Annotated in this window: 17 protein-coding genes; 14 read left to right on the top strand and 3 right to left on the bottom strand. The window is 39.0% G+C overall.

Annotated features, from left to right (window positions below):
- Positions 1 to 357: 357 nt before the first annotated feature.
- Positions 358 to 579, top strand: coding sequence for a hypothetical protein (locus RMB03_RS16350; RefSeq protein ID WP_311076951.1), 222 nt, complete (start codon positions 358 to 360; stop codon positions 577 to 579).
- Between the two features lie 192 nt (positions 580 to 771).
- Here RMB03_RS16350 and RMB03_RS16345 read toward each other — a convergent pair whose 3' ends face one another.
- Positions 772 to 2,046, bottom strand: a complete 1,275-nt coding sequence (locus tag RMB03_RS16345; RefSeq protein ID WP_311076950.1) for a sigma-54 dependent transcriptional regulator — start codon at positions 2,044 to 2,046, stop codon at positions 772 to 774.
- A gap of 192 nt (positions 2,047 to 2,238) precedes the next feature.
- Between RMB03_RS16345 and RMB03_RS16340 the strand changes: the two genes are divergently transcribed.
- From RMB03_RS16340 to RMB03_RS16320, 4 genes are all read left to right on the top strand, one after another.
- Positions 2,239 to 2,934 (top strand): MBL fold metallo-hydrolase, encoded by a 696-nt coding sequence (locus RMB03_RS16340; protein WP_311076949.1) that lies wholly within the window; start codon positions 2,239 to 2,241, stop codon positions 2,932 to 2,934.
- Between the two features lie 9 nt (positions 2,935 to 2,943).
- A complete protein-coding gene (locus RMB03_RS16330) occupies positions 2,944 to 4,599 on the top strand; it encodes a TIGR01244 family sulfur transferase (RefSeq protein ID WP_336622898.1) in 1,656 nt (551 codons plus the stop codon).
- A gap of 312 nt (positions 4,600 to 4,911) precedes the next feature.
- Positions 4,912 to 5,703, top strand: coding sequence for a sulfite exporter TauE/SafE family protein (locus RMB03_RS16325; RefSeq protein ID WP_311076948.1), 792 nt, complete (start codon positions 4,912 to 4,914; stop codon positions 5,701 to 5,703).
- A gap of 111 nt (positions 5,704 to 5,814) precedes the next feature.
- On the top strand, positions 5,815 to 6,819 hold the full coding sequence (locus RMB03_RS16320) for a homoserine dehydrogenase (RefSeq protein WP_311076947.1): 1,005 nt from the start codon (positions 5,815 to 5,817) through the stop codon (positions 6,817 to 6,819).
- 29 nt (positions 6,820 to 6,848) lie between these two features.
- Here the strand turns inward: RMB03_RS16320 and RMB03_RS16315 are convergent, their stop codons facing one another.
- Complete coding sequence (locus tag RMB03_RS16315; protein ID WP_311076946.1) at positions 6,849 to 7,766, bottom strand: EamA family transporter; 918 nt, start codon at positions 7,764 to 7,766, stop codon at positions 6,849 to 6,851.
- A 166-nt stretch (positions 7,767 to 7,932) separates the two neighbouring features.
- On the opposite strand from RMB03_RS16315, the gene RMB03_RS16310 reads away from it, so the two are divergent.
- Entirely contained in the window at positions 7,933 to 8,787 is an 855-nt protein-coding gene (locus RMB03_RS16310) for a helix-turn-helix domain-containing protein (RefSeq protein ID WP_311076945.1), read from the top strand.
- Positions 8,788 to 8,806: 19 nt separating this feature from the next.
- On the opposite strand, the gene chrA is transcribed toward RMB03_RS16310, so the two are convergent.
- On the bottom strand, positions 8,807 to 10,156 hold the full coding sequence (gene chrA / locus RMB03_RS16305; RefSeq protein ID WP_311076944.1) for a chromate efflux transporter: 1,350 nt from the start codon (positions 10,154 to 10,156) through the stop codon (positions 8,807 to 8,809).
- Positions 10,157 to 10,406: 250 nt separating this feature from the next.
- Between chrA and RMB03_RS16300 the strand changes: the two genes are divergently transcribed.
- From RMB03_RS16300 to RMB03_RS16265, 8 genes are read left to right on the top strand one after another with little or no spacing between them, the layout of a single operon-like run.
- On the top strand, positions 10,407 to 11,150 hold the full coding sequence (locus RMB03_RS16300; RefSeq protein WP_311076943.1) for a GntR family transcriptional regulator: 744 nt from the start codon (positions 10,407 to 10,409) through the stop codon (positions 11,148 to 11,150).
- A 28-nt stretch (positions 11,151 to 11,178) separates the two neighbouring features.
- The gene (locus RMB03_RS16295; protein WP_311076942.1) at positions 11,179 to 12,912 is read left to right on the top strand and encodes a fumarate reductase/succinate dehydrogenase flavoprotein subunit; all 1,734 of its coding nucleotides are present in this window, start codon (positions 11,179 to 11,181) and stop codon (positions 12,910 to 12,912) included.
- 20 nt (positions 12,913 to 12,932) lie between these two features.
- Complete coding sequence (locus RMB03_RS16290) at positions 12,933 to 13,178, top strand: ferredoxin family protein (protein ID WP_000864074.1); 246 nt, start codon at positions 12,933 to 12,935, stop codon at positions 13,176 to 13,178.
- 19 nt (positions 13,179 to 13,197) lie between these two features.
- Positions 13,198 to 14,628, top strand: a complete 1,431-nt coding sequence (locus tag RMB03_RS16285) for an ABC transporter substrate-binding protein (RefSeq protein WP_311076941.1) — start codon at positions 13,198 to 13,200, stop codon at positions 14,626 to 14,628.
- Positions 14,629 to 14,662: 34 nt separating this feature from the next.
- The gene (locus RMB03_RS16280) at positions 14,663 to 15,517 is read left to right on the top strand and encodes an ABC transporter permease (protein ID WP_311076940.1); all 855 of its coding nucleotides are present in this window, start codon (positions 14,663 to 14,665) and stop codon (positions 15,515 to 15,517) included.
- Between the two features lies 1 nt (position 15,518).
- Entirely contained in the window at positions 15,519 to 16,358 is an 840-nt protein-coding gene (locus tag RMB03_RS16275) for an ABC transporter ATP-binding protein (protein WP_311076939.1), read from the top strand.
- Complete coding sequence (locus RMB03_RS16270) at positions 16,355 to 17,353, top strand: HEAT repeat domain-containing protein (protein WP_311076938.1); 999 nt, start codon at positions 16,355 to 16,357, stop codon at positions 17,351 to 17,353. The genes RMB03_RS16275 and RMB03_RS16270 overlap by 4 nt, the downstream gene beginning before the upstream one ends.
- Complete coding sequence (locus RMB03_RS16265; RefSeq protein WP_311076937.1) at positions 17,337 to 17,618, top strand: gamma-butyrobetaine hydroxylase-like domain-containing protein; 282 nt, start codon at positions 17,337 to 17,339, stop codon at positions 17,616 to 17,618. Before RMB03_RS16270 ends, RMB03_RS16265 begins: the two co-directional genes overlap by 17 nt.
- Positions 17,619 to 17,655: the final 37 nt, after the last annotated feature.

Raw genomic sequence — 17,655 nt, 5'->3', positions numbered from 1 at the left:
TAGGTTATTATCTTTAGCTTCTTAGAAAGTTTCATTGCAACAAACTGCTATAGAAGAGGTTATTCGTGATGAGATTTTAAGTCTTAATAAACCGACACAAAAAGAATTAGCATTGGTCAAGTTCAAGCACGACGAAGTATTGTCGGTGCTGAAGAAAGAATGGCAATTGCTAAAGTTAATATGAGGAAGAAAAAGGCAGTTGCATTTGCAAGGAAACTTGCCATTATTGAGGCTGATGAAGAATAGTCTGAAGACGACTTTAACGATTAATTTGTAAAATTATAGACTTTTTTCGAAGTTATTAGCAGGCGCTTACTATAATGTAGAGAACACTAACACTTTAGGAGAATGTTCACTATGTCATCTAATTTATCAGTTCAAGATATTATTAATCAGATTAATGATCAAATTATTAATGATGCTAGGGTTGGTAATAGATTGAGCAGCTTAACTTATCAAAAACAAGCAGTTGATATCTCAAAGTTAGAAGAAGCAAAAATTGTAATTGAAGAATTAGGGTATCAAGTGAAAATTATTACAGATAACCCAACTGTAAACACAATTCAAGTTCACTTCTAAAGTTGAGAAACTTACTAATATTTTATATTTTTAGAGTTACCTAAATGCCCTATATCAGTACGGGGCATTTTTTATGGCTATTAAAGAAAGCGGCATCGAGTACAACTACACCAGAACCTGATGAAAAGCTGCCTAAACAATTACCATGGCGATAAAAGGGGTAGCAACACCAAAAGATTGCCTAACTAAAGTTTAAACGAGCTTATGTTTTTGTCTATATCGCCAAAGCGTAGTACGGCTAATTCCAAAAATATTGGCAACCATATTCAGGTTGTGATTATATTTTTCTAAAGCTGCTTGCACATTTTCAGGACTAAGCTCTGTATTTGCTTCGGGTAATTTAACGTAATCATCCGCATTTAATAGTTCATTCGGTAAGTCTTCGACTTCAATTTCATCTTTACCATTTGCCATGGTTAAAGCATAAAGCAATGTGTTTTTAAGCTCACGAACATTCCCTGGCCAATCATAGTTAAGCAAAACTTGCATGGCTTTTTGATTGACTTGATGAGGCATTGTGTCGAGTTGTGTTGAGCTTTCTTTTAAAATCTGATCGACAATGAGTGGAATATCGACTTTACGTTCTCTAAGAGGCGGTATAAAAATTGGAATCACGCGTAAACGATAGAGTAGATCGTGGCGGAAACGCCCAGCCTTAGCTTCCTCACGTAAAGCTTTGTGCGTTGCTGTAATAATGCGCACATTGGCCTGAATAGGTTTTTCACCACCGACCGGTGTAAATTCACCTGTCTCTAGTATCCGTAATAATTTAGCTTGTAGCTCTAAAGGGATCTCGGCAATTTCATCAAGAAAAAGGGTTCCGCCCGCGGCACGTTCAAACACGCCTTTATGATCGCGAATTGCTCCAGTAAAAGCGCCTTTAACATGCCCAAATAGTTCGCTTTCTAGAATATTGGCATTTAGAGCAGCGCAGTTAATGGCAACAAAGATCTTATTTTTACGTTGGCTATAATCATGAATAGCCTTTGCCACCAGTTCTTTACCACTACCAGATTCGCCTCGGACGAGCACTGGAAACTCAGTAATTGCCACTCTTTGAATAATTGAAAACATGCGGGCCATTTCTGGTGAGCAACTATTAAAAACCTTGGCCAAGTCTTGTAATTGCTCTGTTAATTGCACTTGATCAGCAATATCATCTTCTGTGCCAACTGGCTGTAAAATATGTAGCTTCCCAATAAAATGGTTTTCGCTAATATAAATGTCATGCTCTTGATAGATAAATCGCTTTTTAATTTTATGCGTATTGATTTCAAGATATTGGTTGTGATGATCTTGAACCAGAGCTGCCATACTCTCGACAGAAATATCATCTGTATTAAATTTATAGTGAATTGCTTGAGTCGTTATATCTGCTAAAAACAGACTAGCACTTGGGAATAAAGCCTTTAATTGCTCAAATAGAATAAAAAAATCCTGTTCTGACTCAAAATTTAATTTTGCCATTGTTTGTGTTTCACCATTGTTTCATTGAAACATACTAAAGTTGCATAGAAACATCAAGTAGCGATTATTTCCCCGACTTAAATGTAGTCATTAATTTAATTTTTTGATTTTTATACTTATTATTTAATTTTAAATAATTGGCATCTTATTTGCAAAATATAAAAAAGAAATAAGTTATTGGGAATATAAACCATGTTCTTTAAGCAGTTTTTTGAGCAGGAAAGTTCGACTTATACATATATGCTTGGGTGTGAAGAAACATTAGAGGCTGTTTTAATTGACCCAGTCGCATCAGATATAGAGATTTATGCAGAAGAATTAGAGCAGCATCAATTTACACTCATCTATACCTTAGACACACATGTTCATGCGGACCATATTACGGCTGCGAATTTGCTGCGTGAACGCTTTCATTGCAAATCAGTTTTACATCGAAATTCAGGTGTAAATTGCGGAGATATTTTAATCACAGATGGTTGCACGCTTAAATTGGGCAACCTTAGTATTGAAGCGCGCTATACACCAGGTCATACCAATGCTTGTACGAGTTATCTAGTTGGAAACATGGTTTTCACTGGGGATGCATTGTTAATTGATGGTTGTGGTCGAACTGACTTCCAAGAGGGCAATGCTGGAACGCTCTATGACAGTATTCATAAACAACTTTTCAGTTTGCCGGACGATACAATTGTTTATCCGGGACATGATTACAAAGGTCGCCTATCTTCGACTATTGCTAATGAACGTTTATATAACTCACGTTTAGGCCAAAAACGCTCCCGTGAAGATTTTATTAAATTAATGAATGATTTAAATCTGCCATATCCAAAACAGATCGATAAAGCATTACCAGCTAATCAAGCCTGTGGCTCAACTTCGCAATCTTAAGGTGGCAATATGGAACTCAAACGAATTAATCAAGATTTTTATGTTGCTGGTCAAATCACTGCCGATGAAGTCGCAAAAATTGCAGATCAGGGGATAAAAACTCTGATCTGTAACCGCCCAGATGGAGAAGGTCCGGATCAGCCGAATGTGATTGAAATTGAAGAAGTAGCTCAGCGACATGGCCTAAATGTAATTTATCAGCCTGTTACGAGTGGCAAAATTACCGATCAACAAGTTACAGAGTTTAAGCAGTTTTACCACAATACTCAGAAACCTGTTTTAGCGTATTGCCGCTCTGGCATGCGTGCCATCAGTTTGTGGGCTTTAGCGGAAGTTGCCCCAAAAGATGCAGCCCTTTTAGTCGAAACAGGTAACAAACTTGGTTTTAACTTGAAAGGCTTAGTGCCACGTATTTTAAAACGTGATCATGAACCAGCAACGATTCCTTGCTATAGCGTTGTGATTGTGGGTGCTGGTGCAGCTGGAATTTCTGTAGCGTCTAGTCTCTTATGCCGTGAACCGAACTTAGATATTGTTATTATTGATCCGGCAGATACGCATTATTATCAACCCGGCTGGACCATGGTAGGGGCTGGAATTTTTAAGCCACAAGTAACAGCACGCTCAATGGCAAGTGTAATTCCATCCAAAGTTAAATGGATGAAAGCTGCTGTTGCCGGATTCGACCCTGAGCATAATCAGGTTATTTTGGAAGGATGCCAACCGATTCAATATAAAGCGTTGGTCGTATGCCCCGGTTTAAAACTGAATTGGCATGGGATTGAAGGTTTAGTCGAAACCCTTGGTAAAAATGGGGTGACCTCTAACTATCGCTATGACTTGGCACCTTATACATGGCAACTCGTACAACAGCTAAACGGTGGAAAGGCAATCTTTACCCAGCCACCTATGCCGATTAAATGTGCTGGTGCTCCTCAAAAAGCAATGTACCTTTCAGCCGACTATTGGTTAAAGCAAGGCAAACTTAAAGATATTTCTATCCATTTTTATAACAGCGGCGGTGTTTTATTTGGTGTGAAGGAATATGTACCTGCACTGATGCAATATGTCGAAAAATATGGTTCTGAACTGCACTTTAACCATCAACTTGTCAAAGTAGATGGACCAGCAAAAAAAGCATGGTTTAAGGTAGTGAACGATGAAAATGCGGAACTGGTCGAAACCGATTTTGATATGTTGCATGTTGTTCCACCGCAACAAGCGCCTGATTTCATTCGTGCAAGTACTCTCACAGATGAAGCTGGATGGGTGAACGTTAACCCGCAAACCTTACAACACATCGAACATGCCAATATTTTTGCTCTAGGTGATGTGATGAATGCACCTAATGCCAAAACTGCTGCTGCGGCACGGGCACAAGCTCCAATTGTCGCTGTGAATATTCTTGCGAAATTAAAAGGTGAGCAGAACTTTTGTGAATATAACGGCTATGGCTCGTGTCCACTGACTGTAGAGCGTGGAAAAATCGTTCTGGCTGAGTTTGGCTACGGTGGCAAATTACTTCCAAGTTTTCCCAAATGGGTGATTGATGGGCAGCAACCATCTCGCTTGGCATGGTTACTTAAAGAGCAAATTTTGCCACCGATTTATTGGCAAGGCATGCTCAAAGGCCGCGAATGGATGGTCAAACCTGAGCGAGGATAAGTAAAGCAACGCTTTACCCTGAGAAGCGATTGAAGCTTCGCGAGAAGACGAAAGCTGTGCTTGAGCGGAAGAGGTTAAGCAAAGCAACGCTTTGTACGAGCGCAAGACGAGAGCTGTTCTCGAGTGGAAGAGGTTAAACAAAGCAATGCTTTGTACGAGCGCAAGACGAGAACTATGTTCGAGTTAAGAGGATAAGTAAAGCAACGCTTTACCCTGAGAAGCGATTAAAGCTTCGAAAGAAGGCGAGAACTAGGTTCGAGTAAATACAGCAGTTCATTGCAAATGAAAAACATGAAATTTTAGGCTTCTGATATGTTATTACTTGTCGTTGAAGGCATCGTGATTGGCTTTTTACTTGGTCTTACTGGTGCAGGTGGCGGTATTCTTGCTGTACCCGCGCTAATGACCAGTCAAGGCTGGAGCGTGGCTCAAGCTGCACCGATTGGGTTGTTGGCGGTTGCGCTATCTACCCTCATTGGAACCATTGAAGGCTTATTTAAAAAGATGGTTCGTTATCGTGCTGCAATCTGGATTGCCATTATTGGCGCACCTATGGCACATATCGGAATTTTAATAGCCAACACCATTTCTCCTGTTTGGCTCATGCTCATGTTTAGCTTAGTTATGTTTACAGTGGGCTATCGACTCATCAGTAACCGAGTTTCGGATTTCCACAACCCGCCGTGTCAGGTCAACCCAAGTACGGGGCGCTTTATCTGGAATTTTAAAACGGGAAGCGTTCTTGCGAGCATCGGGATTATTGCTGGGCTTTTAACGGGAATGCTAGGAGTCGGTGGTGGCTTTGTAATTGTGCCAGCTCTTAGAAAAGTCACTAATCTCGACATGCATAGTATTGTTGCAACATCACTCATGATTATTTTTCTCATTAGTGGCATAAGTATTGTGATGCATATTGCAGAGGGTTTTCACTATCCAGTAGCCATTACCAGTGCGTTTGCACTCGCATGTGCATTCGGTATGTTATTAGGGCGCAGAGCCATTCGTTTTATTCCGGCTGCAATTGTACAAAAAGTCTTTGCTTTAATGGTTTTTGCTGTCGCAATTTATATGGTAGTTAAGATTGTTAATCTCACAAATATCTAAGTGATATAGTATTTTAACTTACCTTTATAAATACAAAGTTTCCAAATGAAGCCTTAACATTAACTTTGGAAATTTTTTATTTAAACCCTTTAAGTTTTTTGAGAAAGCGATATGAAGCGAGTCAACGTGGCAATTTGTGGTTTTGGACGGATTGGGCAACAAATTGCAGAGCTTCTTTTAAATCGATCTGAATACTATAAACAAAAATATCAAATTGATACCCGTTTAGTAGGTATCTGCAACTCATCATCAGGCTTAATCGACCAAGACGGTTTGCAAGCTGCCAAATGGCTAGATAAAACTCAATATCAAGCAGGTCTAACTGAGCAAAAGTTTTTAGAACAGGTACAAGCGGATGTCATTATTGAGACTGGGCCAAGTGATTATGTGACAGGAAGCAAAGGCCTGTTTTATTTAAATTATGCTTTAACACATAACATGAATGCGATAGCAGTATCTAAAGGTGCCTTAGTCGTAGAAGGTAAAAAAATAATTAACTTGGCGCATCAACACAATAAAAAATTATTTTTTAGCGGCGCGACAGCTGCGGCTTTACCGACAGTTGATTTGTTTGAATATAACTTAGCAGGCTGTCAGATTTTAGAAATAGAAGGTGTTTTTACTGGAACCACAAATTTTATTTTAAATGATATGTTGCAAAATGAATGTGCATTTGCAGAATCTCTTCAAAAAGCCCAAGCAAAAGGTATTGCCGAACCTAATAGTTCTTTTGATGTAGATGGGTGGGATACGGCTGCTAAAATTACGATATTGGCAAATACCGTTTTGGGAGCTGATATAAAAATTCAAGATATTCCAAGACAAGGAATCAGCCATGTTACTGCCGATCATATTCGTGATTGGAAAAAAGAAGATCTAATTCCTCGTCTGGTCGGTTTTATTCATATTGAAAATCAGCAAATTCAAACAGGGGTTGAATTACGTTTAGTTCCAGCAAATCATCCTTTTGCCCATCTTCAAGGTTCAAATAAATGCATTCGGGTGTTAACTCAAGAAATGGGTGAATTTGTGGTTAGTGGAGGAGCATCTGCACCTTTAGCTACAGCAGCTGCGGCTTTAAAAGATTTCGAGTTGATGCTAAAAATGGGCTGCTAAAATTAATTATGACTTATAAAAAAGCAGGCTTAGGCCTGCTTCTCACAACTTTTTTGAGTATTAAATAACTTTTTTCCAATTTCAAACTTACTAAACATTAGGTAGTTACCGAGTAAGATCAATAAAATTCCGAATAGAGCGTTTAGGGTCCATAAATATCCTTCAAAGAAAGTAGAAACTGTTAAAGCAACTAAAGGGAAGAGTAACGTGCTATATGCTGCTTTGGCTGCACCAATACGTCCAACCAGAGAAAAATAAGCAGAGAACCCAATAACAGTACCAAATATAGCCAAGTAAAGTACCGAGCTTAAAAATGGGAAATTCATTGGAGGCATTAAATCTTGGCCAGTAAATAACGCTAGACTTAACATCACCAATGCACCATAGGTCATGGCATAACAATTGGTTGAAAAAATATTTAAACCACGCTTCTGGTGTCTAACACTAATCATATTTCCTAAAGAAAAACCGTAAGTGCCTATTGCACACAAGCCAATACCCATTAATAACTGTGCATTAAACTGACTACTGATGAGGTCATGCCAAAATAGCAAGACTATACCCATTAGGCCTAAAAGTGCAGCTGGGGCAAAATTTGGGGAAGGTTTTTGCTTAAAAAAGATAAGGGCATTAATGGCATTAAAGAAAACAGCCATTGAAAAGATGACAGACTCTAAACCGCTATTTACATATTTAACAGCGGTATAAAAACAAATAAAGTTTAGGCCGAAAACACAAAGGCCTTGCAGCATACAGAACAAGTGATCTTTTAAAGCAATTCGCTGTAATTTTCCTGAAAATAGTAAAACAACCCAAAGTAATAAGGCTGAAATGGCAAAACGCCATAAAATTGCGACGACAGGTGTTGCATAGTGACTTTGAATGGCAATTCCAATCCATGTTGTTCCCCAAATCAACACCACCGCAACATAGAGTAAAATATTCATAAGTTCATCCTCGATTACCAAACTTAAGTATCTAGGAATGCTTAATTTTTCACGTATATATTCTTGTGTAGTACATGCAAGATCTTGCGTTTTTTATATGTCAGAACTAGCTCAATTTTGCTGAATATGGTTAACTTAAGCTCAATGATATTCATTTTAATTTTGCATGGCCTATCAAACTTTAGAACAGCTACAGCAATCTAAAGCCAAGCTTCACGAAACTGTGGTGCTTGATGAAAATATGCAACTTGCATTTTGGTCTAATGAGCAAGATCGGGTAAGTGTCTGTAGCGATCACCATACTTTAAGTCTCTATATTCAAGATGGCTATGAAAGCTATCAAAAAACCCCAGTGGGCTGGAAAAATGGCGGTGGGCCGGGTCGTTTTTGTTTATTACCTGAACATCAGGAGTCGACTTGGGATATACGAGGTGGTCTTAAATTTGTTCATTTGTATTATACCGACCAACATTTGCGTGATGTTGCTGAAAAAATATGGGACAAAGAGCCTAATCAAATTGAACTAAACGAAGTTGTCTTTAATGACGACGAACGGATTCGAGCGTTATATCAGTTTTTCTTGTTAGATTGTGATTGGAAAGATTCATCAAACCATTTACAAATGAGTACCACTGCCAGTTTATTGCTAAATCATTTAATTCGAAGATATAGCAATGTTAAATGGCAACAGCCTGCTATTAAAGGCGGGCTTGCGCCTCATAAGCTCAAATATATTCAAGAATGGATTGAAGGGCATCTCGATCAAGCTCTGACTTTGTCAGATTTGGCAAATGTTGTGAATTTAAGCGAATACCATTTTGCCCATATGTTTAAACAATCCATGAATATGGCACCTCACCAATATGTCATGCAAAGACGTTTAATCAAGGCAAAAGGACTAATTCAGTCTTCACACTTTTCTTTACAAGACATTGCATTGGTATGTGGCTTTAGTTCAGCAAGCCATTTGAGCCATCGTTTTAAACAGTTTTATGGCATGAGTCCTTCACAGTTGCGTTAAAGGACTCATGGTTAATTTTCTATAAAAGATAAACCAACAAGCCAATAAGAGCAGATGTAAAAATTACGTATAACACATTAATTTCAAAACGGAACAAGGCAATAAATGCTGCAATGGTAATTAAAGCCGCAACAACATCAAAGTGACCAGAAAAACCTTGTGGCCACAAAACATGGTAGCTAAAAAATAGTGCCAGATTTAAAATCACACCGACCACAGCAGCTGTTATTGCTGTTAAAGGGGCAGTAAACTTAATTTCATTATGTGTAGATTCAATGATGGGCGCGCCAGCAAAAATAAATAAAAATGAAAAAAGAAAGGTAAACCAAGTCACAATGACAGCACCGAGTGCTCCAGCAAAAAATAGATGTTCTGGACCAAGTAGTGCATGATTCACACCTCCCAAAAAACCAACAAAAGCAACAACCATAATCAGTGGACCCGGTGTGGTTTCACCTAAAGCGAGTCCATCAATCATTTGAGTAGGTGAAAGCCACCCAAAGCTATTAACTGCACCTTGATAAACATAGGGTAAAACGGCGTATGCACCACCAAAAGTAAGCAAGGCTGCTTTAGTAAAAAACCATGCCATTTGAGTATAAGAGTGGTGCCATCCAAAATATGAACCTAAAGCTAAGATGGGTAATAACCATAAGCCGATGGCAATTAAAACGAGTTTTAGTAAGCCTAACCAGTGAAATTTAGCATGCTCTGGTGTGGGTGTATCATCATCAATAAATGCTCGACCATAATCTTTTTGACTGGTTTTATGACTAGCCGATGAAGAAAAAAGTTCTGGGTACTTTTTACTCGCTAAATAGCCGGCAATACCTGCAGATAAAACAATAAGAGGGAAAGGAAGTTTTAAAACAAAAATGGCAAAGAAAGCAGCAATTGCAACGCCCCATAAAAACTTATTTTTAAGTGAGCGACTACCTATACGGTAAGTTGCATGGAAAACAATTGCGGTTACGGCAGGTTTAATCCCATAAAAAATTCCCGCAATAACCGGAACATCTCCAAATTTTATATAAACCCAAGACAGTCCAATTAAAATAAATAAGGAGGGTAATACAAATAAAATACCTGCGACTAGCCCACCAGCCGTTCTGTGCATAAGCCAACCAATATAAGTCGCCAATTGCTGTGCTTCAGGACCGGGTAATAACATGCAGTAGTTAAGCGCGTGTAAAAATCTTTTTTCAGAAATCCAGCGCTTTTGTTCAACCAGTTCTTGATGCATGACTGCGATTTGTCCAGCCGGCCCTCCAAAACTAATAAAACCTAACTTCAACCAAAATAAAAAAGCTTGCCAGAAACTGACATTTTTTACTGGCCCATCTGTGATGTTTTGTTCTTTTTCTTGCATATCCATCTCTTAAAAATAGAACTTAATTTATAAAAATATCTGCTTTAGAAAGGCCAAATTATTTTTAACAGCATAGCAAAGCCAGATGTACTTTTGATGATAATTTTTTCAATCTTACGTTTTTGTATATATCAATACTTTGAAATTAATAGAAATTATTTTTTAAACTAAAGTTATCGCTTTAAATTATTTCCAATGAGGAAACATTTTAAACATTATTTGCTCAAGTTGTTATAACAGGTTGCAAGTCGTGAGCCAGCTACCCCAAGATCAAAAAAATCATAAGCCTCTTTACGATCAATTAAGGGAACTCATTCTCAATAAAATCGTAAATGGTGAATATGCTGTTCTTAGCCAAATTCCATCTGAAAATGTGTTTGCTGAACAGTTCGGTGTGAGTCGAATTACAGTTCGCCAAGCGCTCAATCAATTACAGTTGGAAGGTTATATTTTTAAAGTTCCGGGTAAAGGAACTTTTGTAAGTAAGCCAAAAACCTTCCAGAACATTTCAAATTTACAAGGCTTTGCTGAAGCAATGTCATCTGCTGGTCACGAAATTTTAAACCGTGTCATCTCGGCCGAGCTTAAGCAGATCCCGATGTATGTTGTACCGAAATTAAAGTTACCTGTTAAAGCCAATGTGTATGAGATTCAACGTGTTCGCTTACTAAACCGTCAGCCTGTTTCTTATGAGTTGACCTATTTACCAGAACATATTGGTTTGAAACTCAAAGAGAAAGCGATTGATTTACGTACTACCGATATTTTTAAAGCCCTAGAAGAAGAGTGTGACATCCCTTTGGGACATGCGGATTTAAGCATTGATGCAACCGTAGCAGATGAAGAATTATCGGCTTTATTACAAGTTGAAATCGGAACTCCGGTATTACGGGTCGAACGTTTGACTCACGATGCAAACGGGCAACCGATTGACTATGAATATCTTTATTTTTCGGGCGATACCTTCCAGTACCGTTTACGTATTCATCGTTAATAACACTGATAAAAATAAGGAATATTCAATGGAAACTAAATATCTTGAGTTTGATATTGTGGTTATTGGTGGTGGAACTGCTGGGCCAATGGCAGCAATTAAAGCAAAACAAGAAAACCCTAATTTAAAAGTCTTACTGATCGAAAAAGCGAATGTAAAACGTAGTGGTGCTATTTCAATGGGTATGGATGGGCTTAATAATGCCATTATTCCGGGGTACGCGACACCAGAGCAATATACCAAAGAAATTACGATTGCCAACGATGGCGTTGTGAACCAAACAACTGTATATGCATATGCAAAGCACAGTTTTAAAACGATCCAACAGCTCGATCAATGGGGAATTAAATTTGAAAAAGATGAAACAGGTGAGTTTGCAGTAAAAAAAGTACATCACATGGGGGCATATGTTTTACCAATGCCTGAAGGCCATGATGTAAAAAAGGTTTTATATCGTCAGTTAAAACGCGCCCAAGTCAAAATTAACAACCGAATTGTCACCACAAAGCTTTTAAAAAATGAGCAAGGTGCAATTAATGGTGTACTCGGTTTCGACTGTCGTAGTGGTGACTTTTATGTCATTAAAACGAAAGCAGCCATTTTATGTTGTGGCGCCGCAGGGCGTTTAGGTTTGCCATCTTCAGGCTATTTGATGGGCACTTATGAAAACCCAACCAATGCAGGTGATGGCTATGCAATGGCATACCATGCCGGTGCTGAACTAGCCAACTTAGAATGCTTCCAAATTAATCCATTGATTAAAGACTATAACGGCCCAGCTTGTGCCTATGTGACTGGTCCTTTAGGAGGTTATACCGCCAATAGTAAAGGTGAACGTTTCATTGAGTGTGACTACTGGAGTGGTCAAATGATGTGGGAGTTTTACCAAGAACTGGAAAGTGGTAATGGTCCTGTTTATTTAAAAGTAGATCATCTGGCCGAAGAAACGATTCAAACCATCGAAGAAATCTTGCATACCAATGAGCGCCCAAGCCGTGGACGTTTTCATGAGGGGCGAGGAACCAATTACCGTCAAGATATGGTGGAAATGCATATTTCAGAAATTGGTTTCTGTAGCGGACACAGTGCTTCTGGCGTATGGGTCAATGAAAAAGCTGAGACTTCAGTTAAGGGATTATATAGCGCTGGCGATATGGCTGCCGTACCCCATAACTATATGCTTGGTGCATTTACCTATGGCTGGTTCGCTGGAGTAAATGCCGCGCACTATGTGAGTGAAATTGTAGAGAGTGAATTGAACCAAACTGAAATAGAAGCAGAAAAAGCACGAATCTTTGCACCACTTGACTGTTCCGAGGGCTTACCCGCCGAACAAGTGGAATATAAGCTGCGCCGTTTTGTAAATGACTATTTGCAGCCACCCAAAACTCGCCAAAAAATGGAAATTGGCCTGAAACGTTTTGAAGAAATTAAACAGGATATCGCTCGAATCTCTGCAAGAAATCCACATGAATTGATGCGCGCTGCCGAAGTTTCTTTCATTCGAGACTGTGCAGAAATGGCAGCTAGAGCCTCACTTTTTAGAGAGGAAAGTCGTTGGGGACTGTATCACTACCGAGCAGATTTCCCTCAAAAAAATAACTCGGATTGGTTCTGTCACGCACATTTGAAAAAAGATGAACAGGGCAACATGACCAGCTTCAAAAAAACAATCGAACCTTATGTGGTTCCAATTAATCAAGATGAAGCTGTGTCTTATGACCGTTTACGCATTCAAAAAGATGTTGCTCTTGCAGACTAAATAAATCAGGAATTCAAACAATGGCTTTTATTTTTAAAGAAGTTCAGCACCGTACTGTCGCACCCGTCATTATTGATGAAGATAAATGCATTGCAGATAAAGGATGCACAGTCTGTGTAGATGTTTGTCCAATGGACTTATTGGCAATCGATCCAACCACTCAAAAAGCTTATATGCAATTTGATGAGTGTTGGTACTGCATGCCATGTGAAAAGGACTGCCCAACAGATGCAGTCAAAGTAAATATCCCATACCTACTCAAATAATTAATTTGGAATACTCAACATGAGACAAAATAAATTGATCAATAGAAAACTATTACTCAGTAGCTTAATTGGTGCCATTGTACTTGGCACTTTGGGGTGTGGCAGTAAAACAGAAACTGTTCGTGTAGCGATTGGTACACAAGACACAACCATTAACTGTGCAACGGGTGGATTACTTGTTCGTGAGTTGAATTTATTACCAAAATATTTACCCAAAGATGGTGAATACAAGCACGTTAAATACGATATTCAATGGAAAAACTTTACGTCTGGTGCACCACTAACCAGTGAGATGGTGGCTGGGCGTCTAGATTTGGGAGCAATGGCCGACTTTCCTGCTGTAAATAATTTAGCGGCTTTTAAAAAGGCTGGAAAAGAAAGCATATTTTTAGCACCTTTGTCAGGCAGTATTAATGGCAGTGGTAATGCGATTGTTGTTCCAATTGACTCAAAAGTTACCTCACTGAAAGAACTAAAGGGACAGACTATTTCTGTACCTTTTGCTTCAACTGCCCATGGGCTGTTACTGCGAGCGATTCAAGCTGAAGGTTGGCAACTTGATAAAGATATTAAAGTGATTGCTCAGGCTCCTGAAGTTGCAGGACCTGCATTAAAAAGTCATAAGATTGCTGCACATGCTGACTTTGTACCCTTTGGAGAGTTATTTGCCTACCAAGGTTTTGCCAAAAAAATCTATGATGGTTCACAAGCAAAATCGCCGACATTTCATGGTTCACTTGCCAGTAAGGATTATGCAGAGCAACATCCAGAAGTTATAAAAGCTTATTTACAAGCAACCATTGAAGCAAATCGTCTGATTCGAGAACAACCTGAAAAATATAGTGAATTTATTTCTGAAAAAACAGGTATTCCTGCCGAGGTGGTCTATCTGTTTCATGGTCCATTAGGTCTACAAACCCGTGACTTGACTTGGAAACCTGAATATCGAAAAGCAACTCAAATCGCAGTTGACACTTTAAAAGTTCTAGGCAAAAACGACGGTACGCTTGATGTAAATAAATTTATTGATGATCAATATATTAAAGATGCATTTCAGGCTTCTGGGCTAAATTACAGCCAGCAACTCGCTGACTATGCAAAATCACCTTTGGTTGCAAATGATGCTTTAACGGGCCAACCCATCAAAACGTTTAATCGTGTGACTCAAATTTGGATAAAGGGTGAAGAAAAGGTTCGTAGCTATGAAACACCTGAGCATGCTTTTTCCGATTTAAAGAAAATCCAAGCGGCAGGAAAAACGGTGCGTGTGGTTTATAGCCAAGATCATCAGTCTGATATTAAGTTGCTTGCCAATCTAGCATGGTATGCCACAGATAAAGCAGGACAAATTCAGGCCTTTTTATTAAAAGATGATGCTGAAAAATGGGCTAAACAACAAGGCGGAAAAGTATATGACTTTAAAGCTATTCAGCTTGTAACACAGAGCTGATGTGTTGTCTTAGCTAATGATTAGGAGGTGACAAATGAGTAGTTTAGTCCAAACAAAACCTAAAAACCAAAGTACATTTTTGATTAAATTTTTTCAGCAGTTGGGAGCATATAAGACACATTTTAAAAATTACGTCATCGCTTTTGCCTCTATAGCTTTCTGGATAGTAATTTGGCAGGGGCTGGCTCAGCTTAAAATAAACTTAGGTATTGTGAACTTTAGCAATGTACCGACGCCTTTAGATGTCATCCATGCGCTGTGGTCTTTTTTTCAACTCAGCACTGCGTTTGAACATGTCGAATCTAGTGTTTTTCGAGTAGTGGTTGGTTTTGTTTTGGCTGCTCTAATTGGTGTAGGCATTGGTTTGTTGGCAGGGCGTTATCAAAAACTCGCTGCATTTTTAATGCCCCCATTAGAGGTTTTACGCCCGATTCCAGCAGTTGCATGGATTCCTTTGGCGATTCTGATTTTTCCATCATCAGAAGCTTCCATGATTTTTATTACTTTTATCGGTGCTCTATTTCCGATCTTACTAAACACCGTCCATGGTGTAGGCGCGGTCGACCCAAGACTCGTTGCATCAGCAAAAAGTCTAGGTGCTTCTGATCTAGCTATCATTTATGAAGTCATTATTCCGGGGGCATTACCGAACATTATTACTGGTTTATCCATTGGAATGGGCACGTGTTGGTTCTGTTTGGTCACCGCTGAAATGATTTCTGGCCAACATGGAATTGGATATTTCACATGGGAATCTTTCACCTTGCAAAATTACAGCAATATTGTGGTTGGCATGGTGCTGATTGGAGCGTTGGGTATGTTCAGTAGTACCTTGGTACGTGTGATCGGAAACCGATTTACCCCATGGTATCAACTGAGGAAGTCTTAAAATGTCGATTAAACATGGCGATGTGCGCATTCAAAATCTATCTCTACATTTAGGGCAAGGCAAAAGTCGCTTTCAAACACTAGATCGGGTTAATTTCGAAATACAATCGGGTGAGTTTATTTGTCTACTTGGCCCTTCAGGTTGTGGAAAATCAACATTACTAGGTGCTTTGGCTGGGCACTTACCCATTAGTTCAGGGGCTTTAACGGTCGATAATGAAACTATTGTTGAGCCGCATCCAGACAGAGGGCTAGTGTTCCAGCAACATACGTTATTTCCATGGAAAAGTGTGCTTGAAAATATTGCTTTCGGTTTAAAAATGAAGGGTGTTGGTAAACAAAACCGTATAGATCAGGCAAAGAAAATGATTGACCTGGTTGGGCTCAAAGGTTTTGAGCAGAAATTTCCAGCTGAACTTTCAGGTGGTATGCAGCAAAGAGTTGAAATTGCGAGAGTACTTATTAATGAGCCTCGTATCTTATTAATGGATGAACCTTTTGGTGCTTTAGATGCGCAAACCCGTTTGAAGATGCAAATGCTATTGCTCGACATTTGGCAAGAAATCAAAACCTCGGTTTTATTTATTACCCACGATATTGATGAAGCACTTTTTCTGGCAGATCGAGTACTGATTATGAGCCATAGACCGGGCCGAATTATTGAGGAAATCAACCTTGATTTTGAACGTCCACGTGATATCGAACTTGTCACAAGTAGTGAATTTACAACCATTAAAAAACATTGCATGCAAACTTTAAAGGAAGCCACTCAACAAGAAGAGTTAAGCCGCTTAAACCCTTTAGGGCTTGGAAAGAAAGCACAAATCAAGGAATACGAATGAGTTTTTATTATCAAGCTTTAGATGACCAAGATGAATATAATCAAGAATTTCTTGGTCAGTTGAACCATCCAGATGAGAAGGTTCGTTTTGTTACTTTAATGAACATCGGTGACGAAGAAAATCCAGATTTACTACCTTGGTTACATACAGCACTGCAACATGACTCGTCAGCCTTAGTGCGTGAAGAGGCCGCAAAAAAACTAGAAAGTTGGGAAGATCAAACCAGCTTGCAGGTATTGGCTCAGGCTTTAACTGATTCCGATCTTAATGTGCGTCTCGCAGCGAGCCAGAGTTTAAGTGAAATCAAAGAAGCTGCATCAGCTGATGTACTTGCACCATATTTACAGCATCAAGACACTTTTGTACTAAGTGCAATCTTACGCGCTTTAAAGCCTTTACGAGCGCAGCAATTCTTTGCAGAAATATCAGCTTTGGTACAGCAGCAAGATACTCTTGTACGCCGTGAAGCTGTGAGTGCTTTAAGCTGGTTGCAACAAGATCAAGCCATTGCAATATTGGCAAAAATTGTTGAAACAGATATAGATGACGAAGTACGACGTATTGCAACAGGTGGTTTGGCTTATAGTAAAAAATTATCAATTGATGTGATTCAAGCACTTAATCATTCACTAAATGCTGAAAGTTGGCAGTTAAGAGTGGAGTCTGCATTAACTATTGGGAAATTACGTATTTCCGAACTGGAAGTACACTTAATTAAGGCATTAGTGGATCCTTACTGGCAAGTACAAATAGCAGCTGTACGTAGTTTGGGATTGTTAAAATCGAGTTTGGCAGTTGCAGATTTGGCAGTTAATTTTAAACATGAAATTAGCAATTTACGTAAAGAAGTTGCTTTAGCACTTGGGGAAATTGGCACACAAGAAGCTCAAATGCTATTAGAGCAGCATCAACATGATTCTGATCCTGAAGTCCGAAAAGCAATTCGTATTGGATTAAATCAAATTGGTGAGGTGAAGTATGCAAACCAGACCTGATATCCGTGTAGATACTATAAATAAACAAGTTCATTTTATTTGGAATGATGGTTCAAGCGTATGCTTGAGCCACCAACATCTTAGGGAAATTTGTCCTTGCGGTTTTTGCAGATCAAAACGAATAAAACAAATAGAAATTGAACAGCAGGAAGTTGAAATTACCGCAATGTTTGATCAAGGATATGGCGCCCAAATCTGTTTTAGTGATGGGCATGACAAAGGAATTTATCCTTGGGTTTTCTTAAAAGAGTTTGTTAAGTGTTAAAGATGCCTTTTGCTTGGGACAAAAGGCATCTCATTGA

Origin of the sequence: Acinetobacter sp. V91_7, assembly GCF_031799075.1 — a bacterium.
Taxonomy (GTDB): domain Bacteria; phylum Pseudomonadota; class Gammaproteobacteria; order Pseudomonadales; family Moraxellaceae; genus Acinetobacter; species Acinetobacter calcoaceticus.
The sequence above is the reverse complement of the archived record's forward strand: the minus strand, read 5'-3'. Positions and strand labels throughout refer to the sequence as shown.

What these genes read in the sequence shown, in the direction of transcription:
- RMB03_RS16295 (WP_311076942.1), top strand. Translation starts at nt 11,179, where the DNA reads ATGGAAACTAAATATCTTGAGTTTGATATTGTGGTTATTGGTGGTGGA.
- RMB03_RS16315 (WP_311076946.1), bottom strand. Translation starts at nt 7,766, where the DNA reads ATGAATATTTTACTCTATGTTGCGGTGGTGTTGATTTGGGGAACAACA.
- RMB03_RS16265 (WP_311076937.1), top strand. Translation starts at nt 17,337, where the DNA reads ATGCAAACCAGACCTGATATCCGTGTAGATACTATAAATAAACAAGTT.
- RMB03_RS16320 (WP_311076947.1), top strand. Translation starts at nt 5,815, where the DNA reads ATGAAGCGAGTCAACGTGGCAATTTGTGGTTTTGGACGGATTGGGCAA.
- RMB03_RS16340 (WP_311076949.1), top strand. Translation starts at nt 2,239, where the DNA reads ATGTTCTTTAAGCAGTTTTTTGAGCAGGAAAGTTCGACTTATACATAT.
- RMB03_RS16310 (WP_311076945.1), top strand. Translation starts at nt 7,933, where the DNA reads ATGGCCTATCAAACTTTAGAACAGCTACAGCAATCTAAAGCCAAGCTT.
- RMB03_RS16330 (WP_336622898.1), top strand. Translation starts at nt 2,944, where the DNA reads ATGGAACTCAAACGAATTAATCAAGATTTTTATGTTGCTGGTCAAATC.
- RMB03_RS16345 (WP_311076950.1), bottom strand. Translation starts at nt 2,046, where the DNA reads ATGGCAAAATTAAATTTTGAGTCAGAACAGGATTTTTTTATTCTATTT.
- RMB03_RS16280 (WP_311076940.1), top strand. Translation starts at nt 14,663, where the DNA reads ATGAGTAGTTTAGTCCAAACAAAACCTAAAAACCAAAGTACATTTTTG.
- RMB03_RS16275 (WP_311076939.1), top strand. Translation starts at nt 15,519, where the DNA reads ATGTCGATTAAACATGGCGATGTGCGCATTCAAAATCTATCTCTACAT.
- RMB03_RS16285 (WP_311076941.1), top strand. Translation starts at nt 13,198, where the DNA reads ATGAGACAAAATAAATTGATCAATAGAAAACTATTACTCAGTAGCTTA.
- RMB03_RS16325 (WP_311076948.1), top strand. Translation starts at nt 4,912, where the DNA reads ATGTTATTACTTGTCGTTGAAGGCATCGTGATTGGCTTTTTACTTGGT.
- RMB03_RS16270 (WP_311076938.1), top strand. Translation starts at nt 16,355, where the DNA reads ATGAGTTTTTATTATCAAGCTTTAGATGACCAAGATGAATATAATCAA.
- RMB03_RS16290 (WP_000864074.1), top strand. Translation starts at nt 12,933, where the DNA reads ATGGCTTTTATTTTTAAAGAAGTTCAGCACCGTACTGTCGCACCCGTC.
- RMB03_RS16350 (WP_311076951.1), top strand. Translation starts at nt 358, where the DNA reads ATGTCATCTAATTTATCAGTTCAAGATATTATTAATCAGATTAATGAT.
- chrA (WP_311076944.1), bottom strand. Translation starts at nt 10,156, where the DNA reads ATGCAAGAAAAAGAACAAAACATCACAGATGGGCCAGTAAAAAATGTC.